Genomic DNA, 25,475 nt, shown 5'->3' with positions numbered 1-25,475 from the left:
CGCGGTCTCTTGCCTGGGTCAGCGGGCTTCGAGGGTGCCGTGTGCCTCGATGGAGAGGTCCTGCCAGTCGGACCAGGTCTTGAGCCGGTCGGCGTAGGCCTGCTCGATCAGTGGGTGGAAGCCCTTGCCGAACAGCACCCGCAGCGGCGGGTTCTCGGAGTCGACGAGCTTCAGCAGTGCCTGAGCCGCGGCGGCCGGGTCGCCTGCGGGCATCTTCCCGGTCATCGCCCCGAGGCGCTGACGGAGACCGTCGTAGGCCGGGTCGGGCGCGGCCATGTGGCCGTTGGCCAGCGGGTCGGGGTTCTTGCCGTCGCGGGTGGCGAAGCCGCCGGGCTCGATGATGGTCAGCTTGACGCCGAACTCGGCGACCTCACCGGCGAGCGCCTCGTTCAGGCCCTCCAGAGCCCACTTGGAGGCGTGGTACGCGCCGCCGAGCGGCATCGCGATCACCCCGGCCGCCGAGGAGAGCTGGATGATGTGCCCCGAGCGCTGCTCGCGCAGGTGGGGCAGCGCGGCCTGGACCACCCACACCGCGCCGAACAGGTTGGTTTCGAGCTGGTCGCGCAGTTCCTGTTCGGTGAGTTCCTCGATTGCGCCGACCTGGGCGTAGCCGGCGTTGTTCACGATGACGTCGAGCCGCCCGAAGTGCTCCTTGACGCGCTGCACGCTCTCGAAGACGGCGGCCCTGTCGGTCACGTCCATCTCCATGAGGAGCACCGCGTCCCCATAGGTGTCGGCCAGCGTCTTCAGGCTCGCGGTGTTGCGGGCGGTGGCGGCGACCTTGTCGCCGCGCGCCAGGGCGGCCTCGACGAAGTGGCGGCCCAGGCCGCGGGACGAGCCGGTGACGAACCAGACCTTCTGCATGGTGTGCTCCTTGTTGCTGCGTTCAGCCGTTACAACCCCCTGGACGAGACGGCCGGCGGAGATGTGAGATCGCCCGAGTGTGACCTGCGGCACAACGTCGCGTTTGTCCGGCAGGGTGATATCAATGGGCGGCGTGACCCGCGTCGAGGAGTTCCAGGAACTGAGGCTGCTGCTGTTCGCGATCGCCTATCGCATCCTGGGCAGCGTGAGCGAGGCCGAGGACGCGGTCCAGGAGGCCTGGCTGCGCTACGAAGGCTCCCCGACCCAGGCCGAGTCGCCCAAGGCCTTCCTGTCGGCGACGGTGACGCGGATCTCGATCGACGTGCTGCGCTCGGCCCGCGTCCGGCGCGAGGCGTACGTCGGGCCGTGGTTCCCCGAACCGCTGCTGACCGACCCCTACCAGGACCCGGAGCGGTCGGCGGAGCTGTCCGACTCGTTGTCGATGGCGGCGCTGATCCTGCTGGAGCGGCTCAGCCCGCTCGAACGTGCGGTCTTCGTGCTCCATGAGGTGTTCGCCTTCAGCTACCGGGAGATCGGCCACGCGGTGGAGCGGTCGGAGGCGGCCTGCCGCCAGCTCGCGCTGCAGGCGCGCCGCCACATGGACGCGGGCCGGCCCCGCTTCCAGGCGGATCGCCAGGCGCGCGACCGGCTCGCCGGGCGGTTTTTCCATGCGATGCGGGAGGGGGACGTCGCAGGACTGCAGGAACTGCTGGCCACCGACGTCCAGCTCGTCAACGACGGCGCCGGCAAGATCGGGAGCACGATCCCCCTCTTCGGCGCCGCGAAGGTCGCCCGGGTGCTGTCGGTCACCATCCCGCCGTTCGCCCAAATCGGCGCGGTGCTGGAGGCGCACGAGGTGAACGGCCAGCCGGGCATGATCATCCGCGACCGCGAGAGCCGCGTCTTCAACGTCTGGACGTTCGACATCCTGGACGGACGCATCCAGACCATCCGTTCGATCGTCAACCCCGACAAGCTCGCTCACCTCGGCCCCGTCGCCGACGCCCACGCGGTCATCCGCGAGAAGAAGGAGATCCGCCGCGACCAGCGGACGTCATGACCGGCGGCCCGGCGGCCACAGTGCCCCGGGATCTAACAGTGCCCCGGGATCTAACAGTGCCCCGGGATCTAACAGTGCCCCGGGATCTACAGGTCGAGCAGGTCCGCCGACACCTGCCAGAGGAGGGTGGCGGCCTCCGGGTCGAGCGCGTACGCCGCGACGCCCCGGCCCTCGCCCGATTCGACGACCTCCGCCTCCTGGTTGTCCTCGAAGTAGCGTCCGCTGACGCCCTCGACCAGCGGCGAGGCGGCGAGCAGCACGGAGGTGGCCGCGCCCTGCTCGGTGTTCTTCCACGTCACGCCGGTCGAGCTGCCCAGCGCGCGGCGGCGCTCGATGTAGTCGGGCTCCAGGTGCCGCTGAAGGCCGGTGGGGATGCCGCCGGGCATGAGCGCGTTGACCGTGATGCCGTCGCCGGCCCACCGCCTGCCGGCCTCGACCGCGAACAGCACGTTGGCCGTCTTCGACTGCCCGTACGCCAGCCACGGCTCGTACGGGCGCTCGTTGAAGTGGATGTCGTCGAAGACGACCGGCGAGCGCAGGTGGGCGCTGGAGCTGACCGACACGACGCGGGCGCCGCCGGCCGCCGCGAGCGCCGGGTGGAGGCCCGTGGCCAGCGCGAAGTGACCGAGGTGGTTGGTCGCGAACTGCAGTTCCCAGCCTTCGGGAGTCCGCGTCTCCGGGCAGGCCATCACTCCGGCGTTGTTGACCAGGATGTGCAGCGGCCCCTCCCATCCGGCGACGAACGCCGCGACGGAGGCCCGGTCGGCGAGGTCAAGCGGCGCGACGAGAACGGGCGCGCCCGCGTTGGTGGCGGCGATGTCCTCGGCGGTCCGCTTGCCCGCGTCGAGATCGCGGACCGCGATCGTCACCTCCGCGCCCGCCGCGGCCAGGGCCCGGGCGGTCTCGACGCCGATCCCCGACGCCCCACCGGTCACGATCGCGCGCCGCCCGCGCAGGTCGACGCCTTCCAGGACCTCGGCCGCGGTGGACTGCGCGGTGAACGGCGTGGTGATGCGGGTGGTCTGAGTCATGTTCGTCCCCGTCCCGTACGGCGGCGGCCCCCCGGGAGCCCGGCCGCTACAATCAGGAAAACCGGAGGAACCTCCGGTACGCCTGGAACTCTAATCGGAGGACCCTCCGTTTAGCAACCCACGCCTGTGGAGGAGCCGTGTCCACCCCCGCTCGACCAGCCGCAGCCAAGCCGTTGCGCGCCGACGCCCGGCGCAACCGCGAGCGGCTGCTCGACGTCGCCGTGCGGGCGTTCTCCCAGGACGGGCCGGATGTCACGCTCGACGCGATCGCGAAGGAGGCCGGCGTCGGCATCGGCACGCTATACCGCCACTTCCCCACCCGGGAGGCGCTGATCGAGGCGGCCTACCGCAACGAGCTGGCGAAGCTGTGCGACGCGGCGGCCGAGCTCGCGCACGAGATGCCGCCCGACGTGGCGATGCGCACCTGGATGGACCGTTTCGTCGACTACCTGGCCACCAAACGGGGCATGGCCGACGCGCTCCGCGCCGTGATCGCCTCCGGTGCGAACCCGTACGCGCACAGCCGCGACCGGCTGCTCGGCGCGATCGGCACGCTGCTCGACGCGGGCCGCACGGCCGGGACCCTGCGGCGGGACGTGGCGGCCGAGGACGTGCTCACCGGCGTGAACGGCATCTGCCTCGCCGCCGGCGAGCCCGCGCAGCGCGAGCAGGCCGGGCGTCTGCTCGACCTGCTCATGGACGGTCTACGCCACGCGGCGACCGGGACGACGACCTGAGGCTCCGCCCCGGCGCACCCGCTCACACAGGTCACATAGGGTCACACACGGTGCCAGCGGGCCTCCGCGAAGCAGTAGACGGCGAACAGCACCAGGCCGACGGCGACCACGGCGAGCAGCCACGGACCGGCCGGGGTGTCGGCGAGCGCCTTGAGCGCACCGTCGATGCCGGCCGCCTTGTCGGGGTCGTAGGTGAGGGCGGCCCGGCCGATCAGGACGCCGGCGGCCAGCGCGATGACGCCGCGGGCGATGTAGCCGGCCTTGCCGAGCTTGACGACGACACCGCGAGCCCGGGGCGCGGTCACGTGCATGTCCTTCATGAACTTCTCGGTCCAGCCCTCGTAGATCCAGAAGACGCCGAGGGCGATCACGCCCAGCGCCATCAGGCCGACCAGGAACTGGCCGCCGGGCAGCTCGAACAGCGTCTTGGTGACGTCCTGCGACTGGCTGTCGGACGAGGAGGCGGCCTTGTTGCGCGTGAGCAGCGCCACCATCGAGAACACCAGGGCGGCGTAGACGACGGCCCTCGCCACGGCCTCCACGCGCTCCTTGACCCCGGGCCGGCCCCAAACGGCCTCGGAGACCTGCCAGATCGTCAGTGCGGCCAAGCCGACGGCCATGACCCACAGCAGGGGGTCGCCCAGGGGCGCGTCGCGCACGATCTGGAGCGCGCTACTCTTGTCGGCCTCCCCGCCGCCGCCGAAGGCGATCTGGAGGGCGACCAGGCCGATGATCGCGTACAGGACGCCCCGGGCGGCGAACCCGACCTTGGCGAGCTTCTCCAGGACAGGGTGGTCGGCCGCCCTGCGGGCCGCACCTTCGAGACGGCGGCCGGCCTGATGCGCGGTCGTCATCGCGGCTCCTCTCCTTCGGGGATCGGTCGGCGGATCGGTCCGTCTGCCGGACTGGTCACCTACTGACCCGGACGAGGAGGATCAAACGTCCGCCGGGCTCAGCCGGCCAGGCGCAGGGCCTCCGCCGCGACGGCGTGCCGGAGGTCGCGGATGCCGGGGCGGCCCCGCAGCGGATGCACGTTGTTGGTGAGCACCACGACGGTCAGCCGGCGGGCGGGATCGACGACCAGCGACGTTCCGGTGAAGCCCGAGTGGCCGAACGCGCCCGTGAGCGGCCCCACGATGGCCGGGTCGTCGATGCGCACGCCGAGCCCCTGCCGGAAGGCGGCGCCCGGCACGCCCTGGTCGCGCAGCATCTCGGCGGTCCAGGCGGGAGACAGGACGGGGCCGCCGCCGGTGCGCAGCGCCTCGCCGAAACGCACGAGGTCGGCGGCGGTGGAGAACAGCCCGGCGTGCCCGGCCACGCCGCCCAGCGCGTGAGCCGTCTCGTCGTGCACCTCGCCCCGCACGCAGGTGCCGCGCTTGAATTCGGTGGCGACGGCCCGGCCCGCCTCGACCGGCCCGTACGTCGTGGCGCCGAGCCCGAGCGGGCCGGTGACCCGCTCGCGCACGATCACGTCCAGCGGCGCGCCGCCGGCGGCCTCCGCAACCCGGCCGGCCGTGATCATTCCGACGTCCGAGTAGAGGTGCGTCCCCGGCGGCCCCTGCTCCGGAGTGGACAGCACCAGGTCCCAGCGGGCCTCCTCCGGCTCCTTCTCCACCCGGCGGCTCGCGGGCAGGCCCGCCGAATGCGTCAGCAGGTGCCGCACGGTGATCTCGGGCCGGTGCCCGTAGAACCGGGGCAGCCGGACGGCCACCGGCTCGTCGAGGTCGAGCGCGCCCTCCTGGGCCAGCGAGACCAGCACCACGGCCGTGAACATCTTGGTCAGGGAGGCGATGTCGAAGAGCGCGCCCATCGCCACGGCGGGCCGTTCCGCCAGCAATCCCCCGGACGGGTCGGCGTACCGCATGGCCTCCCCCACGGCGGCCGCGGCCGCCGTGCGCCCGTCCACGGCGATCTCGGCGACCGCCGCCGAGGCGACCTCGGGCACGGCCGCCCGCAGGACGTCTTCGAGCGCGGACACCCCGTCAGGCACTACGTCGGGCACCGCGTTGTCAGGCACCGCGTTGTCAGGCACTGTGCAGCGCCGGGCCGAGCCGGTTGCCGTGCGCCGCGAGCAGCGCCCGCGCGTCGTCGGCGCCCACACCGCGCTCGATCATCACGACGGCCGTCTTCACGTCCCGTCCGGCGCTCTCCAGGACCTCCCGCGCCCGCAGCACCTGCGCGCCGGTGATCTCGGAGACGATGCGGGCCGCCCGGTCGACGAGCTTGGAGTTGCTGGCCACGACGTCGACCATGAAGTTCCCGTACGTGCGGCCCGTCCTGATCATCGTGATCGTGGAGATCATGTTGAGGACCAGCTTCTGGGCCGTGCCGGCCTTCAGCCGGGTCGAGCCGGTGACCACCTCAGGCCCCACGATGACCTCGACGGCGTGGTCGGCGGCCCGCGCGAGCGGGGACCCGGTGTTGCAGGCCAGGCCCACGGTCAGCGCGCCGAGCCGCCGGGCCTGCTCGACCGCCGCGACGACGTACGGCGCGCGCCCGCTGGCGGAGATGCCGACGACGGAGTCGAGCGGGCCGACGTGCTTGTCGCGGATCACGGCGGCGCCCGCCTCGGCGTCGTCCTCGGCGCCCTCGACGGAGCGCACCAGCGCGGCCTCGCCGCCCGCGATGATGCCCTGGACCAGGTCGGGGTGCGTGCCGAAGGTCGGCGGGCACTCGGAGGCGTCGAGCACCGCGAGCCGCCCGGAGGTGCCCGCGCCCACGTAGAGGAGCCTGCCCCCGTCGGTCATCCGCGCCGCGATCGCGTCGATGGCCGCGGAGATCGCCGGGACGGCCCGGCCCACCGCGGCAGGGACGGCGGCGTCGGCCGCGTTCATGAGCCGCGCGATCTCCTCCGTCGGGAGCGTGTCGATCCCGCTGTAGCGGGGATCGCTCTGTTCGGTGGCGAGAGCGGCGAGTGAGTGCGTCATGGTCGTGGTTCCTCGGCTTCGGAGTGCTTATGGATCGCGTGCGTACGGGGCTTGAGCTGCTGGTGAGCGCGCCGAAGGCCGGCTGGGAACGAGTGGGCCTCGTCACCAACCCCACCGGAGTCCTGCCCGATCTGACGGCCGCCGCACCGGCCCTGCTGGCCGCCGGGGTGCCCGTGACCACGGTGTTCAGCCCCGAGCACGGCCTGCGCGGCACGGCCCAGGCGGGCGGCGGCGAGGGCGACACCGTCGACCCGGTCACCGGCCTGCCCGTGCTGGACACCTACCGGCGGACCGGCGGTGACCTGGACGCCCTGGTCGCCTCGTCCGGGGTGGACGCGCTCGTCTTCGACGTGTGCGACGTGGGCGCGCGCTTCTACACCTACGTCTGGACGATGTACGACCTCATGGGTTCGGCGGCCCGGCTCGGGCTGCGGTTCACCGTGCTCGACCGGCCCAACCCGATCGGCGGCGCGGTGGCCGAGGGCCCGGTGCTCGACCCGGCCTACGCGAGCTTCGTCGGCCGCGCCGCCCTGCCCGTACGGCACGGCCTCACGCCGGGCGAGATCGCGCTGTCGGTCAACCGCGCGATCGGCGCCGAGCTGGAGGTCGTGCCGATGGAGGGCTGGCGCAGGCGGTGGCGTTTCGACCGCACCGGGCTGCCCTGGGTGATGCCGTCGGCCAACATGCCGACCCTCGACACCGCCCTGGTCTATCCCGGCACCGGGCTGCTGGAGGGCGTGAACGCCGCCGAGGGCCGTGGCACGACCCGGCCGTTCGAGCTGGTCGGCGCACCGTACGCGGACGGCCGGTTCGCCGCAGCGCTGAACGACCTCGGCCTGCCCGGCGTGCGCTTCCGCGACACGTGGTTCGCCCCGACGTTCGGCAGGCACGCGGGCGTCGCGGTGCGCGGGGCGCAGCTGCACGTGACCGACCAGGAGGCCTTCCTGCCGGTGCTGACGGGCGTGTCCGTCCTGCACGTGCTGCGCGCCCTCTATCCGGGCGACTTCGCCTGCGAGCCGTTCCTCGACCTGCTGTGGGGCTCGGCGTCGCTGCGCGAGCACCTGGAGGCGGGCCGCGACCCCCGGGGGCTGTGCCCCCCGCCGGGCCCGCCCCGAGGCGAACTGCTGTACGGCTGACATCAGTCCAGCGCGCGGCGGTAGAGCCAGAACACCCGCTCGGCGCGGGCGCCCACCGCCCGGGAGTAGAAGCGGAGCGGGCCCACCCAGCCGATCTGCGCGGAGGTCTGCCCCGCGGCGGCCTGCTCGGCGAGGCAGCGGCGCAGCAGCACCCGGCCCACGCCGAGACCGCGGGCGGCCTCGGCCGTGCCCATCGGCCCGAACCACAGCGGACGGGCGCCCCATGCGGCGAAACCGAGAATCTCCCCGTCCCGGAAGGCCCCGTCGCGGTAGGCCCCGTCCCGGAAGGCGTAGTGCAGGCCGGTCGCCTGCTCGGCCTCCCAGGCCCACTTGTCGTTCCACTGCTCGCGGACGAAGGCCGCGACCGCGGCACGCTCCCCCGCGGGCGCGGCCGCGACCGTCACCCCGGCGGCGGCGAGCTTCGCCAGGTCGGCCTCGTGCTCGGCCTCGTCGTAGCGGGCGGGCAGGCCGGCCGTCATGTTCCAGGCCACGCGGTAGCGCTCGTATCCCAGGCTCTCGGCCAGGCAGGCGGCCGGGGTGTAGCGCACGTCGATCCCGGGCCAGGCGTAGCAGGGCGGGTTGCCGGCGAACCTGGCCTCGGCCGCGCCGTGCGCCCGCATCCACTCCTCGGCCGCGCCCACGAGCGCCCGCCCGATCCCCCGGCCCTGGGCGGCGGGATCAACGGCGATCAGGTCGATGTGACCGGCGCCGTCCGCGCCGATCGAGGTGAACACGGCGCCGTCCCGGTCCGGGGTGGCCAGGACCGTCCACGCCCGATCCCCGGGTGGGTCGGCCAGGCGGCGTACGACCAGCGCGGCGTCCTCGGCGTCGGCCCACAGGGCGGCGGCGGCCAGGCGCTCCAGCGTCCCCTCGGCCTCGGCCGGAACGATGTCCGTCACTCGCCCACCCCCACCGGGATCACGCTGCGCCGCCTGGGGTGGAAGCAGGCGTACTCCTGCCCGGCCTCCTGCCCCGCCTCCTCTCCGGCCTCCTCTCCGAGCCCGCCGTCGCGGCCGAGCACGGGCATCTCGTTCTCGCAGCGTTCGGTGCTGAACGGGCAGCGCCGGGCGAACAGGCAGCCGCCGTCGGGCTCGCCCTCCCGCTGCATCTCCCTCGGCACGACCCGCTCGGCGCCGGGCCGTTCCAGGCCGTGCAGCACGGGGATCGCCGACAGCAGCGACTGGGTGTAGGGGTGGACCGGGTCCGCGATGATCTTCTCGGTGGCGCCCCGCTCGACGACCTGGCCGCGGTAGAGCACGTACAGCTCGCCGTCGCCGCCGATGTAGCGGGCGGTCGCGATGTCGTGGGTGATGAACAGCACGCCCACGCCGAGGCGCTCGCGCAGGTCCTTCAGCAGGGCGAGGATGCCCAGGCGCAGCGACACGTCGATCATCGAGACGGCCTCGTCGGCGACGAGCACCTCGGGGTCCATGGTGAGCGCGCGGGCGATCACCACGCGCTGGCGCATGCCGCCCGACAGCTGGTGGGGGTAGCGCGGGAGCACGTAGCCGGGGTCGATGCCGACCATCGCCAGCAGCTCCGCCGCCCGCCCGTCCACCCACGACCGCGGGCGGCCCGTCTGCCGGGCGCGCAGCCGCAGCGGCGCCTCCAGCGTCTGGTGGATGGTCCGGGTGGGGTTCAACGCCGAGTAGGGGTCCTGGTGGATGAGCTGGACGCGGCGGAAGTACGGCTGCCGCCTGCGGTGGCTGAGCGACGACATCGGCACGCCGTCGATGACGATCTCGCCACCGTCGTGGCTCTCCAGCCCGGCGACGATCCGGCCGAGGGTGGTCTTGCCGCTGCCCGACTCGCCGATGAACGAGACGGCGCCGCCATTGGCGATGGAGAAGTCCACACCGCGCAGCGCGGGCACCTCGCGGGCGCCGAGCACGCCGCCGCGCTGCTTGAAGATCTTGGTGATCCCGGTTCCCGTGATCACACGAACTCCTTCCGCTTGACCAGCGTGAGGTGGCGGTCGGCGGCGTGGCAGGCGACCGTGCGGCCGTCCCGGTTGACGGACATGGGCTCGTCGGTCTCGCACACGTCCATGCGCCGCTCGCAGCGCTCGCGGAACACGCAGCCCTGCGTGGGCAGCGTCCCGAGCGTCGGCGGGCGTCCCGGCAGCGCCCTGGCCAGCGACAGGTCGCCGGACAGGCGCGGGATCGCCCTGATCAGGCCCTGGGTGTACGGGTGCCGGGCGTCCCCGAGCACCTCGGTCACCGGGCCGTGCTCGACCACCCGGCCGCCGTACATGACGGCGAGGCTGTCGGCGACCTCGGCGACCGCGCCGACGTCGTGGGTGATCACGAGGGTGGTGAGGGCGCGTTCCTCGTGGACCTCGCGGATGATCCGCAGGATCGTGGCCTGCGTGATCATGTCGAGGGCGGTGGTCGGCTCGTCCAGAACGACGACTTTGGCGTTCAGGACGAGCGCGAGCATGATGCCGACCCGCTGGCGCATGCCGCCGGACAGCTCGTGCTGGTAGGAGTCGAGCACCCGGGCGCCGTCCATGCCCATGCGGGCCAGCAGGTCCTTGGCGTCGCGCACCAGCCCCCGCAGGTCCTCCACGTCGTGGGAGCGGCCGAGGTCGAGCAGCTGCTTGCCGATGGTCTTCAGCGGGTTCAGCGAGTTCTGCGCGGCCTGGAAGACGTAGCCGACCTGGCGGCCGCGGGCGCGGCGCAGGTCCTCGCCCCGCAGCGCCAGCACGTCGCCGAGGCCGTCGATCTCCACGCTGCCCGCCGCGATCCTGCCGGGCGGCTGGACGGCGTTGAGCAGGGAGAGCGCGAGCGTCGACTTGCCCGAGCCCGACTCGCCGACGACGCCGGTGATCGTGCCGGGGGCGAGGGCGAGGTCGACGCCGCGTACGGCGGGCAACTCGCCCGCAGGCGTCTTGTAGACGACCGTGAGGTCCCGGATCCGGACCCCCGGTGCTTCCATGTCATGTGCTGCCATGTCATGTGCGGTCGTGTCAGCGGTCATTGGGGGCTACTCCTCCCGCAGGCGGGGGTTGAAGATCTCGTCCATCGCGTCCACGATCAGCACGATTCCCAGCGTGAGCAACAGGATCGCGATCAGCGGGGCCAGCAGGTACGGCAGCGCGGCGGGGGTGGTGAGCGCCCCGCCGTTGAACACGGCGAGGTTCAGCATCACGCCCCAGTTGTTCGACTCGAACGGCAGCACGCCGAGGAAGAACAGGCCCACCTGGGCGTACACCGCGCCGGTGACGGCGATGAGCATGTTCATCGCGATGTACGGCGCCATGCTCGGCAGCAGTTCGCGGCCGATGATGTGCCGGGTGGGCAGACCGAGTCCGCGGGCCGCCTCGATGAAGCCGCGCTCGCGCAGCGACAGCGTCTGCGACCGCACGGCGCGGGCGATGCCGCCCCAGCCGAGCACCCCGAGCACCAGGCCCATCTCCAGCGGGCTCTCGAACTTCCACACCGTGGACAGCACGAGCAGCAGCGGCAGGCCGGGGATCGCGAGGTTCATGTCGGTCAGCCGCATCAGCAGCATGTCCCACCGGCCGCGGTGGAAGCCGGCGACCAGCCCGATGAGCGTGCCGAGCGCGACCGTGATGACGGCCGTGGCCAGGCCGGTGAGCAGCACGTAACGCGCGCCGGTGACGACCAGCGCGAGCACGTCGGTGCCCTCGAAGTCGGTGCCGAAGGGATGCGCCAGGCTCGGCGGCGCGTACAGCGCGTTGTCGTCGCGAGGCAGCTGGGCGGGGTAGAGCAGCGGCCCGGCCACGCCCATGAGCGCGAACAGGACCACGATGACCACGCCGGCCATGCGGCTGGGCTTGCGCCGCAGCACCCGCCACACCCCGCGCCAGAAGTTGCGCCGCAGCGTCGCCCGCGTGGTCCCGGCCGGCAGGGCCTCGGGGCTGATCGCCCCCTCCGGGTTGACGATGACGGTCATGCCGCGCCTCCGCTCCTGACCCGCGGGTCGATCGCCGTGTACAGCAGGTCGGCGGCGATGTTGGCGACGACGATGCCCACCGTGATCACCAGGAACGTGCCGCCCATCAGCGCGTAGTCGCGGCTGCTGATGCTGTTGACGAGCAGCAGGCCGAGGCCCGGGTAGTTGAAGATCTCCTCGATGAAGATCGAGCCGCCGAACAGCATGCCGATCGACAGGGCGAGGATCGTGAACAGCGGCAGGATCGCGTTGCGGGCCAGATACCGGAACACGAAGCCGCGCCGCAGGCCGCGCAGCTCGGCCGCGAGGATGAAGTCGTCGCCGAGCACGGCGACCACGTTCGACTTCATCGCGAGGATCCACCCGCCGTAACTGGCCAGCGTGTACGTGACGACGGGCAGCACGGCGTGGTGCACCAGCGAGCCGATGTAGCCGGCGTTGAAGCCGGGGACGAACTCGACGTCCACCGGCCCGCCCGACGGCATGATCGGCCACAGCGTGGCGAAGATCGCGGTGAGCAGCAGGCCGATGACGTACACGGGCACGCCGTGCAGCAGCGAGCCGGACAGCGCGAGCGCGTCGCCCAGCTTGCCCGACCGCTTGATCGCGGCGTAGACGCCCATGGTGACGCCGAGCAGGAAGCTCAGCAGCGTGCCGGCGAGGACCGGCAGCACAGTCCACCGGGCCGCGTGCCCGATGAGCGTGGTCACCTCCACGCCGGGCGTGCTGAGCGAACGCCCGAGGTCGAGGTGGAGCAGCGAGCCCATGTAGCCGACGTACTGCTGCCACAGGTTGCCGGTGGGCAGGAAGCCGTACAGGACGGCGGTGGCCCGCTCGGCCTGCTCGGGCGACATGCCCTTCTGGATCAGGCTCTCGTACTGCCCGAGCACGGGGTTGCCGGGGATCTCCCGGATGATGACGAAGCTGATCGTGGCGACGACCCAGATCATCGCCAGGCCGCGGACCAGGTGGCCGCCGATCTTCCTGGCGATGGCGCCCAGCCGGGGACGCCCCGGAACGGCGTGCGTCATGCCTGCCCCTTCTCCGCTTTCCTGATCATCCCGAGCTGCATCCACACGCCGGACGACAGCCGCAGGGACTCGTCGTCGTCGGGCGGGAACGCGGTGTACCGGGACGTGTTCACGAACTGGGTGTTCACGTAGTCCCACAGCTGGACGACCGGAAGCTGCTCGTTGGCGACCGTGGCCAGGACGCCGACGATGCGCTTCTGCTCGTCCTGGGACGCGTAGTTCAGCCTGCTGGTCAGGTCGCCCGGGTCCACCGTGCCGGCGGCGCCCGCGTCGACCTTCTCCGGGCCGCCCATCCAGTTGCCCTCGGTGCCCGGGGCCACGTGGCGCAGCCGGCCGCCGAACATCTGCCAGCCGTTCGCCTGGCCGAACAGCCGCTGGAAGATGTTGTACGGCGAGGGGCCGAGCCCGATCAGCCAGAACCCGAGGTCGTACTTGCCGTCGGCGAGCTCGCCCAGATAGAGCGTGTAGTCGGCCGCCGTGACCACGCTCGCGTCGATGCCGTGGTCCCCGAGCTGGCTGGTGATCGACTTGGCCGCGGCGACCCAGTCGGAGAACGACGCGGGCACGTGGATGCGCACCTTCCACGGGCTGCCGTCGGGCAGGGTCCAGCGGCCGCCCCGCTTGGTCATGCCGGCCGCCTTCAGCTCGGCGTCGGCCTTGCCGGGGTTCACGCGATACTGCTCCAGGCCGTCGAACGCGTCGCCCAGCCAGGCCCGGGCCGCCTTGGCGTGGATGCCCGAGGTGGTGGCGGCGGGCGTGCCGCCCTCCGGAGAGGCGATCCTCGTGACCTGGGCGCGGTCGATCAGGTAGGCCATCGCCCGCCGCACGTGCACATTGTCGTACGGCTTGTGCGACTGGTTGAACGCGAGGGAGACCGCCACGGGCGAGTAGCCCTTGACCACCTTGCTGCCCTTCGCGTCGCGGATCCGGTTCATGACGGCGGTGGGCACGGAGGTGAAGGGGGCGTTGTCCAGCCGGCCGGCGATCAGGTAGTTCCAGATCTGCTCGTTGCCGGTGTAGTTGAGGATCTTCACCTTGTCCGGCGCGATGTTCTGCCGGGCGAAGAAGTAGGGGTTGCGCCTGAGCAGCGCCGCGCCGGGGTTCACCCGCTCCAGCACGAACGGCCCGGCGGACACGTCGTGACCGGGGTCGAACGCGATGACCTTCTCCGCGAGCCCGGTGATCTGGTTCTTCGCCTTCTCGGCCGCCGCGCCCTGGCCGTGCTGGGCGACCTTGAGCGTCTGCCAGAAGTCGGCGGGCAGCAGCTTCCCGAAGACGTGCGCGGGCACGACCACGGTCGACAGCAGGTTGGCGAGGAACGTCGAACTGCGGTTGGCGCCCTGCGTCACCCTGATCGTCTTGGGGTCGACGACCTTGATGTCGGCGGCGGCGCCCGCCGCCTTCGGGTCCAGCGCGTACGCCGTGCCGCCCTGGGTGTAGGCGAGACCGATCGAGACCCGGACATCCTCGCTGGTCACCGGCTTGCCGTCGGACCACCTGGCGTCCGGCTGCAGGTGGATGACGACCTCCGACCGGTCCGGGGACATGCTCCAGCTCCTGGCGATCGCCGGGTAGAACTGGTTGGGATCGGTGGGGTCGTTCTTGGGCCACGCCAGCGCCATGCCGTTGTATCCCGAGAAGACCGATCCGACGGGGTTGAACGGGTTGATCGGCGCGCTCGCGTTGATCTGCTTGCTGCCGTCGATCGTGGTGTACACGCCGCCGCTCTGCTGGGCGGTGTCCGTCGTCCCGGTAGTGCCGCAGGCGGTCACGGTGACGATGGACGCCACCGCCATGATCGCTGCGAGTCGCTTCATGGGCTGCTCCTGGTTCCCGATTGCCTGGACAATACGGGCGCTCGCGGGATGTCGTCAATTTTTTCCACGAGTAGACAAGGCTATGGAGATAATTTTTACCCGAGCCCGCTACCTGCGACAACATCGTCTGCGGGGGGCTCAGACGGCGCCCGTGAGCCGGCGCGCCGCCGCCCGCGCGGAGGCCGTGGAGTTGCCGTGCGTGGCGAGGTACAGCCGCCCGGCGGGCGGCCCCGGGACCCCCGTCTCCACCACGACCGCGTCCGGGCGAGCCCGCAGCGCGTCGTCGAGGAGCCGCAGCATCCAGGCGTGCCGTACGGCGTCGTGGACAGCGATCACGAGGGGGCGCGCCATCTCGCTCAGGTCGGGCAGGCGCCCGTCGTCGTGCACCTCGGCCGTCACCGTTCCGGGGAGTATCTCCTCGATCGCCTGACCGAGTTTCAGCGGGGTCGCGCGGCCGACGGCCTGGCTGGGCCGCGCCGCCAGATGCACCACCAGCGGCGCCTTCGTCAGCGGCGGCGCCTGCTCCGCCGGGGTCGCGCGCAGGGCGGCCGTCGCCGCCGCCAGGCCGAGGCCCTCGTCGGCGTCGCGGGCCGCGGCGGCTCGTGCCTCGGCCTGCGCGTCGTACCACGCGGCCAGGTCCCGCACCCGGCCCGCCGCCTCGGCCAGGCGCTCCTCCGCCAGCCGTCCCTCGCGGACCGCGCGGGTGATCGCGTCGCGCAGCGCGTAGACGCTCTCTCCCCTCGCCGAGGACACCCCGACGCAGATCGCGTCGGCCCCGGCGGCCAGCGCGCGCACCGCGATCTCGCCCGGCTCGTGCAGGGCGGCGACCGCGCGCATCTCGATCGCGTCGGTCACCGCGAGGCCGTCGAACCCCAGCTCCTCGCGCAGCAGGCCGGTCAGCACCGCCCGGCTCAGGGTCGCGGGAAGCTCGTCGACGGCGGGGACGAGCAGGTGACCGCACATCACGGCGCGCACCCCTGCCGCGATGGCGGCCCGGAACGGCGGCAGGTCGCGCCGTTCTATCACCTCGCGGGAGGCCCGTACGGCGGGCAGCGCCAGGTGGGAGTCGGTCACGGTGTCCCCGTGGCCGGGGAAGTGCTTGGCGCAGGCGGCCACTCCCGCGCTTTGCAGTCCCTCGATCCATGCGACGCCGTGACGGCCGACCTCCTCGGGGTCGGAGCCGAAGGAACGCACGCCGATGACGGGGTTGCGGGGGTCGGCGTTGACGTCCACCACGGGCGCGTAGTCGAGGGTGATCCCGGCGGCGGCGACCATCCGGCCGATCTGCCGCGCCACCCGGCGGGTCAGCGACTCGTCACCGGCCACGCCCAGCGCCATGTTGCCCGGCCACGAGCTGCCGGTGGCCGCCTCAAGCCGGGTGACGGCGCCGCCCTCCTCGTCCACGGCGACGACCACGTCCGGCCGCTCTCTGCGCAACTCGGCGACCAGGGCGGCCGTCCCGCCGACCGCATCGGCGTCGCCGGCGGCGTCGCGGACGACGTTACGGGTGACGTCGCGGGCGACGTTACGGGTGATGTTGCGAGCGAACAGGATCACGCCGCCCAGTCCCTCCGCGAGCGCCCGCCGCAGCCACGCGGGCGGCTCGGTGCCCTCGAAACCGGGCTGGAGCACGGCCATCGCCATCCGGTCCAGCTCGCCGCCGATCATGCGACCTCCTGCCCGATCAGCACGCGGTGCGCTTCGGCGGCACGGGGGTCGCCGGGCAGGGCCGCCCGCACCGCGAGCGCGGCGGCCCCCGCCGCGTTGTCCCGGGCGCGCACCAGCACGGCCTGCCTGCCCAGCTCGGCCCGGACCAGATGGGCGAGCTCGGTCGGCTCGGTCAGCAGCGACCCCGCGAGCACCAGCGGCCCCGCACCCATCTGGTCCGGGCCACCCTTCTCCTGTGTCCCCCTCTCACGGGGGCCCTCCCCCGTCACGACCCGCGCCGTACGGCACAGCCTGCGGGCCGCCTCCGCGACGATGCCGCGCGCCACCTCGTCGCCCTCGCGGGCGGCGGCGTCCACCACGGGCGCGAGCGTGCCCAGCCAGGCGGGCCCCGATTCGGCGACCCGCGCGTACACGGCCGCCACCAGGGCCTGGGTGAGCGCGGGCCCGTCGTCGTCGCCGGCCGCCCCCGCTCCCAGGACGGCCTCGGCCACCCTGGCGACCAGCACCGTGGGCGCGCCCCGGCCGTCGATCGCGTTCAGCGCCGCGGCCGCGGCCCTGCGGCCCAGCCACACGCCCGAACCCTCGTCGCCGAGGAGCCAGCCGAGCCCGTCGGCCCGCCGTACGATGCGGCGGTCGCGGACGCGGGCGCCGATCGCGCCGGTGCCCGCCACCAGGACCGCACCGTCCGGCTGGTCGGTGGCGCCGGTGAAGGCGACCAGCACGTCGGCCACCACCGCCGGACGCCCGGCGAGCCCCGCCTCCCGCCAGGCCCGCTCCGCGGACTCCGCGGCGCGGGCGGCTCCGGCGAGGCCGAACACGCCGCCGGCGACGCGCGCGGGGTCGAGGCCCTCCAGCGCGCCGAGCAGCGCGGCGCGCAGGTTGGCGGCCGGGTCGGGGACCGAGATGGCGTTGGCGCCGCCGGCCCGTCCCCGCCCGGCGATCTCCCCCGACTCGGTGGCCACGACGCAGCGCGTGCTGGTGCCTCCCCCGTCCACACCGACGAACAGAGCCCCCACGACCGCTCCTTTGTAGATACCTTCCATCAAGGTATAAGGCGATGGAAATCATCTACAACGTCGCCGGCCGGACGGGGCGCCCGGTTATTTCTTGCTGTCGGTGAGATCGACGAGCGCGGTGGCCGCCCGGAAGAACTTGTTGCGGCCCAGATCTCCCACGGTCTTGATGTGGAAGGCCTTCTTCAGCAGCTCCGCGTCCTCCGCGCTCACCCCGGCCAGCGCGTCCACCGGCGCCTTGATGATCTCATCCAGCGTCTTGTCCTCGTATTCGCGGTCGAGCAGCTTCGCCAGGTCTGCCGATACAGCCATGGTTCCCCCCATCGAACACGCCCCCGATACCTCTTGAAGTGCCCAAACGGCACATTTCCTATGCCGCTGCGATCGCGGAGCTCCCGTAGTCCCACAGGCGGTCCGCCGCGTCCGGATCGAGCGCGTGGGCCGCCACGCCGCCGAGGATCTCGGGGGTGGCGAGCGGGGCCTCCTGGTTGTCCTCGAAGTAGCGGCCGGTCACGCCTTCCACCAGAGGTGAGGCCGCCAGCAGCACCGACGCCGCCGCGCCCTGGGAAAGGGTCTTGAGGTAGGGCTTCGGGATGATCTCACCGTTCTCGTCGATCGCGCCCATCTCGCGCATCGTCGCCTCGTCCATGTGGCGCTGGAGGTTCGTGATGATCCAGCCGGGGTTGAGCGCGTTCGCCGTGATTCCGTCGGCCGCCCACCGGCGGGCGCCCACCGCGAGCAGGACGTCCGCCGTCTTGGACTGCCCGTAGGCCGTCCACGGATGGTACGGCCGGCGCTCGAACTGCGGGTCGTCGAAGTCGAACGGCACGTCGCGATGGGCCCCCGAGCTGACGATGACGATCCGTGCCCGGCCCGCCGCCCGCAGGCTGTCGTACAGCTCCACGGCAAGGGCGAAATGTCCGAGGTAGTTCGTCGCGAGCTGCATCTCCCAGCCTTGCGCGTTGACCTGGCGCACCGGGAGCGCCATGATCCCGGCGTTGGCGACCAGCACGTCGAGCGGGCCGCGCCAGTTCCGTACGAACTCCGCGACCGATGACAGATCGGCCAGGTCGAGCGCGGCCGACCGCACGGATCCGGGCGCGTCGGCGAAGGTCTCGGCGATCCGCGCCCCCGCGGCCGGATCGCGGGTGGCGATGGTGACCTCCGCCCCGGCCGCGGCCAGGACGCGGACGGTTTCGGTGCCGATGCCGGAGGCGCCGCCGGTGACGACCACGCGGCGCCCGGACAGATCCACCCCCTCGATGATCTCGGAGGCGGTGGCGTGGGAGTGGAACGGAGTCGTGAGACGAGTCTGGTCGTTGGTCATGAGGCCACGCTAGGAGACCCGATTAGGACTATCTATAGTAGAAAGTCCGTAGAACTTTATCCGTCGTCCAGCCCACTCGAACCGCCGCGGGGGAACCAATGGATCCGCTCGAAGACGTGCTCGCGCTGCTGGGCACCAGAGCGCACCTGTCCACGGGAATGACGGCGGGCGGCAGCTGGGCGGTGCGCTTCGAGCCGCCGGACGGCGTGAAGTTCAACACCCTCCGGCGCGGCCGGTGCCTCCTGGACGTCGAGGGCCTCACCGCCCCGATCGCTCTGGAGGAGGGCGACTGCTTCCTGCTCACGCACCCCCTCGCCTTCACCCTCTTCAGCGACCCCCACGCCATTCCGGTCGACGCCGGGCCCTTGTGGACGGCCGCGGGGGACGGACTCCCCCATGTCGGCGACGGCGTGGACACGTTCCTCGTCGGCGGCCGCTTCTCGTTCGGCGACCGGGCGCGCGGGCTCCTGCTCGACGGGCTGCCGCCGGTCATCCACGTGCCCGCGGACACCGGCGAGGCGAGTGCGGTGCGGTGGGCCCTCGGTCAGATCGACGCCGAGCTGCGGGGGCGTCCGATCGGCTCGACGCTCGTGGCCGAGCATCTCGCCGTGGTGATGCTCATCCACGTCCTGCGCCTGCATCTCGCCCGCGAGCCCCGCGCGGTGTCGGGGTGGCTCGCCGGTCTCGCCGACCCCGTCGTCGCGGCGGCCCTGCGGTCCGTGCACGCCCGGCCCGCCCACCCGTGGACCGTCGCGGAGCTGGCGCGGGCCGGTGCGGTGTCCCGATCCACCCTCGCCGCACGGTTCAAGGAGACGGTCGGTCTCGGTCCCCTCGACTACCTCACCCGCTGGCGGATCGAGCTCGCCTCCCAGCGCCTGCGCACCGGCGACGACACGCTCGCCACGATCGCCCTCGCCGTCGGCTACGGCTCGGAGAGCGCCCTCAGCACCGCGTTCAAACGGATCACCGGCAGCTCACCGCGCGAGTATCGCCGGCGGCATGCGGGCGCTCCGGCCCTCGAGGCGTCCCCCGGCCCGGCGTCACTGGCCGCCGGTTGAACCGTCGCCGCCGGCGGAGCGATGGCCGCAGCGGCCGCCGGAGCGGTGGCCGGTGCGGTGGCCGGAGCAGCCGTCGGTGCGGTGGCTGGAGCGGTGGCCGGAGCGGCCGTCGATGGGGGCCGGGAAGCAGGACGCCCGCGACACGGTCTGCCGGAATGGGGACCGGGCACCCGGCATGCGATATTGGCTGTGCCATGCCGGTGACATCGCCTCTCCGCCTCGCCCGAGCCGCCGCCTTCACCGCGGTGTGCCTCGGCCTGGGCGTGGTGGCGCACCTGTTCAGCGGCGGCGCGGTCGCCCCCGGCGCGCTGGCGCTGGGCCTGCCGGCGGTCTTCGCCGCCGCGCTGCCCCTGTCCGGCGGGGAACGGACGCTGCGTGCGATCCTCCCCCTGCTCGCGGCCCTGCAGGTCGTGCTGCACGCGCTGTTCACGCTGTCGTCCCCCTCGTCGTCCCCGTCATCGTCCCCGTCCGCCGTGGACCTCATGGCCGGGCATGCCATGCCGGGACATGCCGTGGCGGGGCATGCCATGGCGGGGCACATGCCGAGCCTCGGAATGCTGCTCGGCCATGGCTGGGCGGTGGTGCTGACGGCGCTATGGCTGGCCAGAGGCGAGGCCGCCCTGTGGGCGCTGCTGCGGCGGCTCGCCGTACGGCTCACGCGGATCGCGGCCGATCCGGCGCCGCCGGTGTTCGCGCCGCCTGCGTCGCCGCATCCGGATGAGCCGCGCCTGCCGCGCTTCCTCGCGCCGCGTCACTGCGTCACCCGGCGCGGCCCGCCAAACCTTCTCCAGCCGTCCGCCTGAGACGGCCCTCCTCACTCCGCTCCCTGCGGCGTACGGCCCGGGGAGCGATGTCAGTGATCTTTTCCGGCGGAGCGTGCCCGCGCACGTGCCCGATCTTCGGCGCCTGCGACCGGTCACGCCGTAATGCCCCGCGTCGCAGGGGACGGCCCGCACGGCCTGCCTCGGCACGCCGCGCCTCGTACGCCTGTGCCTCGCACGCCTGCCTTCGCGTGCCTGTCTCGGCACGCCTGTCTCGGCATGCCTGGGGACGCCGCCCGCATGCCCGCGCATGCCCGCCGGACGACCGAGAGAAGGCTTTCGCATGACCATCATGACCGTTAACCGCATGCTTCCGGCGGCGCTGGCCGCCCTCCTGGCCGCAGGGGCCTGTGCCACTGGGTCCGGCACGCCCTCCGGCACGCCCGCCGCCGCTCAGGCCGCCACTCCCGCCGCGGCGCAGGCCCCCGCCTCTGCGGCCACCCCGCTGTCGATCAGCGACCCGTGGGTGAAGACGGCCCGCTCCGGTATGAGCGCCGCCTTCGCCACACTCGTCAACACGACCGGCGAGGAGGTGACCGTCGTCGCGGCGAGCACTCCCGTCTCCCCGTCTGTGGAGCTGCACGAGGTCGTCGGGGACGGTGGCGCCACGACGATGCGTCGCAAGCAGGGCGGGGTCGTGATCCCAGCGGGCGGCCGGCACGTGCTCCAGCCCGGCGGGGACCACATCATGCTCATGAACGTGCGCACGGCCATCGAGCCCGGAGCGGAGGTGCCCTTCACGCTCACCCTGAAGGACGGCAGGACGGTGTCCTTCACCGCGGTGGCCAAGGACTTCGCCGGCGCCAACGAGTCCTACGCTCCTCATGAGTGAGAGCCGATACCCGGCGGGACGGCGGCTGACCCGGCGCGGCCTGCTCGCGGGCGGGGCCGTCGCCGCCGCGGCGGCCTGCGCCCCGGCCTCCGCCGTGCCGGACGTGGCAGGGCACGCATCCGCCGGGCAGACGCCCCTCCCTGGCGGCACCGCCGTCGAACCCTTCCACGGCGTCCACCAGGCCGGCGTCGCAACGTCTCCGCAGACGTTCGCGGTGTTCGCCGGGTTTGACCTGCGGCCCGGAAGCGACCGTACGGCGCTCGCGCGCCTGATGCGGCTGCTCACCGACGACGCGCGGCGGCTCACCCGGGGCGAGCCCGCCCTCGCCGACACCGACGCCGAGCTGGCGCTGCTGCCCGCGCGGCTGACCGTCACCTTCGGGTTCGGCGCTGGGCTGTTCGAGGCGGCGGGGGCCCGACATCTCGCGCCACGGCCGCTGCCGGCGTTCAAGGTCGACGCCCTCCAGCCCCGTTGGAGCGGCGGCGACCTGCTGGTCCAGGTGTGCGCGGACGACCGGGTCACGCTGGCGCACGCGCTGCGCGTGCTCGTCAGGGACATTCGCTCGTTCGCGTCCGTACGGTGGACGCAGCACGGATTCCGCCAGAGCCCGCAGGTGCGCGCGCCGGGCACGACCCAGCGCAACCTGATGGGCCAGCTCGACGGCACGGTCAATCCCCGGCCCGGGTCGGCGGACTTCGACCGGGCCGTGTGGGTGCGCGACGGGTGGTTGCGCGGCGGCACCACACTGGTGCTCCGCCGCATCCGGATGGACCTGGAGAAATGGGACGCCGCGGACCGAGCGGCTAAGGAGTTCAGCGTCGGGCGGCGGCTCAACACCGGTGCACCACTGACCGGCCGGGCCGAGACCGACGAGCCCGACTTCGCCGCGCTCGGCCCGTCGGGCCTGCCGGTGATCTCGGAGTACGCGCACATCCGCCGGGCCCGGGTGGCCGACCCGGGCATGCGCATCCTGCGACGGGCTTACAACTACGAGGACGGCCTCAGCCCCGAGGGGCGGCCGGACGCCGGATTGCTGTTCGCGTCCTACCAGGCCGACGTGGCACGACAGTTCGTCCCGATCCAGCAGCGCCTCGCCGAGGTGGACCTGCTCAACCAGTGGATCACGCCCATCGGGTCGGCTGTCTTCGCCATACCGCCCGGGTGTGCGCCAGACGGCTGGATCGGGGAGACCCTCCTGTCCTGACCCCGGCGCATCCTGAAGGACCGGCGCGGTTCCTGTCACGGGATCGCGCCCCCCTTCAGAACGGCGGCACGTCGAGGTCGCATTTGAAGGAAGCTCCTCCGGCTTCGTCGTCCGCCTGCTCATTGGCGCCGTGTCCGGCACCACGTCCGGCACCGCGTCCGGCTCCGTGGCTGGCTCCGTGGCTGGCTCCGCCGTCCGCCGTGCCGTTGGTCGTGCCGTCACGTCCGCCGCTGTGGGGCGGAGGAGGGCTTGGTGGAGCCATGATCGTGTCTGGTGCTCTGGCGGGGTCGGCGGGCGGGCGTCCGGGCGGGGCGTCGGGACAGTTGCGGGGCTGGGGTTCGGGGGCGGGTTGGATGATCTTCGGGAGCGGGCTGGGGTAGGTGTGTCCGAGCGGGCTGGTCCATACGATCAGTCGGGGGCCGGGCGAGGTGACCCGCCAGCCGCCGATGTGCCTGGCGCGGTGGTCGTGGCGGCAGGCCAGGTGCAGGTTGTCGGCGGTGGTGGCGCCGTTGCCGGCCCAGGGGTGGATGTGGTCCTGGTCGGTCCGGGTGGCGGGCATGCGGCAGCCCGGCCAGGAGCAGACCCGGCCGCGAATCTGGACGTAGCGGCGTAAGGCCGCTCCAGCATGCCGTCGACCGGCGGACTCATCGGACTCGATGGATTCGGACTCGCCGGACTCGGCGGACTCGGCGGGCTGAGTGGGCTGGGCGGATTGGGTGGACTGGGTGCATTGGGTGGACTGGGTGGATTGGGTGGGCTGGGCTGCGTCGGGTGGATGAGTGCGGGGGCGGCCGTTTTGCGATTGTCGGGTCTCGGCCTGCTGGGCGTTGCGGGCCAGGTCGGCGATCAGCGGGGCCCAGACGCCGGTGGCGGTGGGGGTCGCGGCCAGTTCGCGGAGTCGTGTGAGGGTGACTTGGAGCTCGACGATGCCGCCGCGTCGTGTATCGCGTGCGGGCCGTTGCGCGGGCGGGCAGGGGCGCCGCCCGGTGATGCCGGTCAGCAGCAGATGCCCGTTGTCGGCACAGACGGCAAAGCGCCATTGCCCGGTGAGCATGGAGGCGACGATCCGGCGGGCCTGAGCGGCGTGGACCATGCCCCAGCCGGGCAGCTGGGCCGGGTGCTCATCGAGGCCGAGCAGGGTGGTCAGCTCCACCCGTATCTCCCGCACCGACCACGCCCGCACTGACCACGCCCGCACCGGCCACGCGTCTGCTGCGAGCGGTGACACCGGGCTGGGCTGGGCACTGTCGTCACCGTCTCCGCCACCGGCACGGCTGTCAGCGAGTGCGGTCTCGCCGTCGTCGGCGGCCATATCAGCGGGCATGTCAACGGCCTCGGCGGCAGCCCGGTCAGCGGCTTTGCCGTCAGTCTTGTCGGCGATGTCGCGGCCATGGTCATCGGCGTGACCGTTGACGCCCTCCTGCCCGGGAGGATCGTTGCCGACGTCAGCGGGGGCGCTCTCGTCGTGGTCACGGGTCTCGTCGTGGTCACAGATCTCGCCGCCGCTCGTGTTATCGGCCCTGCCTGCACGGTCGCTAACGGCGGCACCGGCGTGATCGCCGGCGTGAGCGGTGTGGTTGCCCGTGTGGCTGTCGGGGCGAGCCTGTGGGAGATCTCCATCGCGCGCCTGCCCGTGGATTCCGGTGCTGGTCGAGCCTCCGGTCCCGCTGCGGGCTTCAGGACGTGTCCGACTGCGGGTTCCAGAGCGGCTCCTCGCGCCGCAGGGCGTGGCGGCGGGCTCCGTGGCGGCGTCGGCGGCCGTGTCTGCCTCCGTGTCATCGGACGCGGCGGTGGACTCGGTGGTGGGCTCGGCGGTGGTGTTGGTATCCGTGTCCTCGGTCGCGGTGTCGGCGGCCGTGTCATCGGAGGCGGCGGCGGGCTCGGCGGTGGTGTCGGTGGCGTTGGTGGTGTCGTCTGCAGGCGGGAGGTCGGGGGTGTCGGCTGGGGCGTCGGAGGGGGTGGCGTCCAGGAAGGGGTGGGTGCGGACGTGGGTGACGATCTCGGCGTCGGACAGGCCCTCGAAGCTGCCGTCCAGGCTGCCGAGGAAGAGGTCGGCCCGGATGTGGTCGACGGGACGGTGGTCTCCCGCGCGTTTGCAGGCGCGGGCCAGCTCGTCGATGCGCTCGCAGCCGGCCACCGCCCGATCAAGCGGCAGATCCAGCCCCGAAACCGTCGCGGTGCCGTCGTCGGTGCGCATGCCGACCACGCGGCGTCTGCGCACCGCCTCCCGGTAGCGCTTTTCCGCCCAATCGGGGTCGATGGCCAGCACCAGACGCTGGATGTGCTCGATCAGCTGTCCCACCGTCCAGGCCGGAGCACGACCGATCAGGTGCTCGCAGACCCAGTCGGCCTGGGCGTCGGTCAAACCGCCCGTCCAGCGGATGAAGGCCGCCGCCCGCGGCTCGTCCAGCTCTCCGGCCAGCATGGCCTCCCCGAGAACGGGAAGGCGGCGGTGCAGGTTCCACGCCAGGTCGAACGCCGAGTCCGCCCGGCGGCGCGACCACACCAGCGCCGCCCGCGCCTCATCGGGAGCGAACTCATCGGGCACTTCCAGACGGACCACGCGGTCGCTGGTGAACTGCTCGCGCAGCCCGACCTCCAGCAGCGCGTACAGGAAACGCGCCCGCTCATGGCAGGACTGGCGATAGGCGGCCTTGAGCACCTCGACGGTGTCGAACCCCGACACCCGCCCCACATCGATACCGGCCAGCACCCGGGCGAGCTCGGCCCCCGGCGGCATCGCCGCCAGCCCTGCAGGAATCGCCACCGGCGCCCCGCCCACCCGACACGAAGACGACCCCTCGGCACCAGACGACGAACCCGGCCCCCACCCAGACGTCCACACAGACGCCGGCACAGGCGTGGATATAGACGCGGACACAGGCGCGGACGCAGACGCCGAGATGGGCGCGGACACGGTGCGGGACCCCCGGAAGCGGAGACGAAGGCGACTGAACGGCTCCCGGCCGCCCGGACCGGGACTTCCTTCACGCAGACTCGGCTCAACACACGGCGTACGGCCACTGAGGGC

Annotated in this window: 23 protein-coding genes; 7 read left to right on the top strand and 16 right to left on the bottom strand. The window is 72.7% G+C overall.

Annotation, left to right across the window (positions count from 1 at the left end):
• Positions 1-18 precede the first annotated feature (18 nt).
• Complete coding sequence (locus tag ACIBK1_RS15075; protein WP_396735227.1) at positions 19-864, bottom strand: SDR family NAD(P)-dependent oxidoreductase; 846 nt, start codon at positions 862-864, stop codon at positions 19-21.
• A 124-nt stretch (positions 865-988) separates the two neighbouring features.
• Between ACIBK1_RS15075 and ACIBK1_RS15070 the strand changes: the two genes are divergently transcribed.
• Positions 989-1,924, top strand: coding sequence for an RNA polymerase sigma-70 factor (locus ACIBK1_RS15070; protein ID WP_396735225.1), 936 nt, complete (start codon positions 989-991; stop codon positions 1,922-1,924).
• Positions 1,925-2,010: 86 nt separating this feature from the next.
• Here the strand turns inward: ACIBK1_RS15070 and ACIBK1_RS15065 are convergent, their stop codons facing one another.
• Positions 2,011-2,955, bottom strand: coding sequence for an SDR family NAD(P)-dependent oxidoreductase (locus ACIBK1_RS15065; protein WP_030509906.1), 945 nt, complete (start codon positions 2,953-2,955; stop codon positions 2,011-2,013).
• A gap of 137 nt (positions 2,956-3,092) precedes the next feature.
• Between ACIBK1_RS15065 and ACIBK1_RS15060 the strand changes: the two genes are divergently transcribed.
• The gene (locus ACIBK1_RS15060) at positions 3,093-3,692 is read left to right on the top strand and encodes a TetR/AcrR family transcriptional regulator (RefSeq protein ID WP_030509907.1); all 600 of its coding nucleotides are present in this window, start codon (positions 3,093-3,095) and stop codon (positions 3,690-3,692) included.
• A 41-nt stretch (positions 3,693-3,733) separates the two neighbouring features.
• On the opposite strand, the gene ACIBK1_RS15055 is transcribed toward ACIBK1_RS15060, so the two are convergent.
• The 3 genes from ACIBK1_RS15055 to murQ form a co-directional block, all read right to left on the bottom strand.
• A complete protein-coding gene (locus ACIBK1_RS15055; RefSeq protein WP_030509908.1) occupies positions 3,734-4,546 on the bottom strand; it encodes a DUF1206 domain-containing protein in 813 nt (270 codons plus the stop codon).
• A 98-nt stretch (positions 4,547-4,644) separates the two neighbouring features.
• Positions 4,645-5,682, bottom strand: coding sequence for a serine hydrolase domain-containing protein (locus ACIBK1_RS15050; RefSeq protein WP_396735220.1), 1,038 nt, complete (start codon positions 5,680-5,682; stop codon positions 4,645-4,647).
• Between the two features lie 34 nt (positions 5,683-5,716).
• A complete protein-coding gene (gene murQ, locus ACIBK1_RS15045) occupies positions 5,717-6,619 on the bottom strand; it encodes an N-acetylmuramic acid 6-phosphate etherase (RefSeq protein WP_030509910.1) in 903 nt (300 codons plus the stop codon).
• A gap of 29 nt (positions 6,620-6,648) precedes the next feature.
• Here murQ and ACIBK1_RS15040 point away from each other — a divergent pair, with 29 nt between their 5' ends.
• Positions 6,649-7,755: an exo-beta-N-acetylmuramidase NamZ family protein gene (locus tag ACIBK1_RS15040; protein ID WP_396735216.1), complete on the top strand. Its 1,107-nt coding sequence runs from the start codon at positions 6,649-6,651 to the stop codon at positions 7,753-7,755.
• 2 nt (positions 7,756-7,757) lie between these two features.
• On the opposite strand, the gene ACIBK1_RS15035 is transcribed toward ACIBK1_RS15040, so the two are convergent.
• The 10 genes from ACIBK1_RS15035 to ACIBK1_RS14990 form a co-directional block, all read right to left on the bottom strand.
• Complete coding sequence (locus ACIBK1_RS15035) at positions 7,758-8,654, bottom strand: GNAT family N-acetyltransferase (protein ID WP_396735213.1); 897 nt, start codon at positions 8,652-8,654, stop codon at positions 7,758-7,760.
• Positions 8,651-9,694 (bottom strand): ABC transporter ATP-binding protein, encoded by a 1,044-nt coding sequence (locus ACIBK1_RS15030; protein WP_396735209.1) that lies wholly within the window; start codon positions 9,692-9,694, stop codon positions 8,651-8,653. The genes ACIBK1_RS15035 and ACIBK1_RS15030 overlap by 4 nt, the downstream gene beginning before the upstream one ends.
• On the bottom strand, positions 9,691-10,734 hold the full coding sequence (locus ACIBK1_RS15025) for an ABC transporter ATP-binding protein (protein ID WP_357322998.1): 1,044 nt from the start codon (positions 10,732-10,734) through the stop codon (positions 9,691-9,693). The genes ACIBK1_RS15030 and ACIBK1_RS15025 overlap by 4 nt, the downstream gene beginning before the upstream one ends.
• Before the next feature lie 6 nt (positions 10,735-10,740).
• Entirely contained in the window at positions 10,741-11,673 is a 933-nt protein-coding gene (locus tag ACIBK1_RS15020) for an ABC transporter permease (RefSeq protein ID WP_081903765.1), read from the bottom strand.
• Entirely contained in the window at positions 11,670-12,704 is a 1,035-nt protein-coding gene (locus ACIBK1_RS15015; protein WP_051762057.1) for an ABC transporter permease, read from the bottom strand. Before ACIBK1_RS15015 ends, ACIBK1_RS15020 begins: the two co-directional genes overlap by 4 nt.
• Complete coding sequence (locus ACIBK1_RS15010; RefSeq protein ID WP_396735206.1) at positions 12,701-14,521, bottom strand: ABC transporter substrate-binding protein; 1,821 nt, start codon at positions 14,519-14,521, stop codon at positions 12,701-12,703. The genes ACIBK1_RS15015 and ACIBK1_RS15010 overlap by 4 nt, the downstream gene beginning before the upstream one ends.
• Positions 14,522-14,659: 138 nt before the next feature.
• Positions 14,660-16,189 carry a glycoside hydrolase family 3 protein gene (locus tag ACIBK1_RS15005; RefSeq protein WP_396735203.1) on the bottom strand — a complete coding sequence of 510 codons (1,530 nt, stop codon included), beginning with the start codon at positions 16,187-16,189 and terminating at the stop codon, positions 14,660-14,662.
• Positions 16,186-17,205 (bottom strand): N-acetylglucosamine kinase, encoded by a 1,020-nt coding sequence (locus ACIBK1_RS15000; protein ID WP_396735200.1) that lies wholly within the window; start codon positions 17,203-17,205, stop codon positions 16,186-16,188. The genes ACIBK1_RS15005 and ACIBK1_RS15000 overlap by 4 nt, the downstream gene beginning before the upstream one ends.
• A gap of 84 nt (positions 17,206-17,289) precedes the next feature.
• Complete coding sequence (locus tag ACIBK1_RS14995; protein ID WP_030509920.1) at positions 17,290-17,514, bottom strand: hypothetical protein; 225 nt, start codon at positions 17,512-17,514, stop codon at positions 17,290-17,292.
• A gap of 58 nt (positions 17,515-17,572) precedes the next feature.
• A complete protein-coding gene (locus tag ACIBK1_RS14990) occupies positions 17,573-18,529 on the bottom strand; it encodes an SDR family NAD(P)-dependent oxidoreductase (RefSeq protein WP_396735197.1) in 957 nt (318 codons plus the stop codon).
• A 98-nt stretch (positions 18,530-18,627) separates the two neighbouring features.
• Between ACIBK1_RS14990 and ACIBK1_RS14985 the strand changes: the two genes are divergently transcribed.
• From ACIBK1_RS14985 to ACIBK1_RS14970, 4 genes are all read left to right on the top strand, one after another.
• The gene (locus ACIBK1_RS14985) at positions 18,628-19,587 is read left to right on the top strand and encodes an AraC family transcriptional regulator (RefSeq protein ID WP_396735194.1); all 960 of its coding nucleotides are present in this window, start codon (positions 18,628-18,630) and stop codon (positions 19,585-19,587) included.
• Positions 19,588-19,781: 194 nt separating this feature from the next.
• Positions 19,782-20,390 (top strand): MFS transporter, encoded by a 609-nt coding sequence (locus ACIBK1_RS14980; protein ID WP_396735191.1) that lies wholly within the window; start codon positions 19,782-19,784, stop codon positions 20,388-20,390.
• 310 nt (positions 20,391-20,700) lie between these two features.
• The gene (locus tag ACIBK1_RS14975) at positions 20,701-21,240 is read left to right on the top strand and encodes a copper chaperone PCu(A)C (protein WP_396735188.1); all 540 of its coding nucleotides are present in this window, start codon (positions 20,701-20,703) and stop codon (positions 21,238-21,240) included.
• Positions 21,233-22,444, top strand: coding sequence for a Dyp-type peroxidase (locus ACIBK1_RS14970; protein ID WP_396735186.1), 1,212 nt, complete (start codon positions 21,233-21,235; stop codon positions 22,442-22,444). The genes ACIBK1_RS14975 and ACIBK1_RS14970 overlap by 8 nt, the downstream gene beginning before the upstream one ends.
• Before the next feature lie 55 nt (positions 22,445-22,499).
• On the opposite strand, the gene ACIBK1_RS14965 is transcribed toward ACIBK1_RS14970, so the two are convergent.
• Positions 22,500-25,211, bottom strand: a complete 2,712-nt coding sequence (locus tag ACIBK1_RS14965; RefSeq protein WP_396735183.1) for an HNH endonuclease signature motif containing protein — start codon at positions 25,209-25,211, stop codon at positions 22,500-22,502.
• Positions 25,212-25,475 lie beyond the last annotated feature (264 nt).

It is taken from the genome of Microbispora rosea, assembly GCF_044460045.1.
In the GTDB taxonomy this organism is placed as follows: Bacteria; Actinomycetota; Actinomycetes; order Streptosporangiales; family Streptosporangiaceae; genus Microbispora; species Microbispora rosea.
This window is presented reverse-complemented; position numbering and strand designations above follow the sequence as displayed.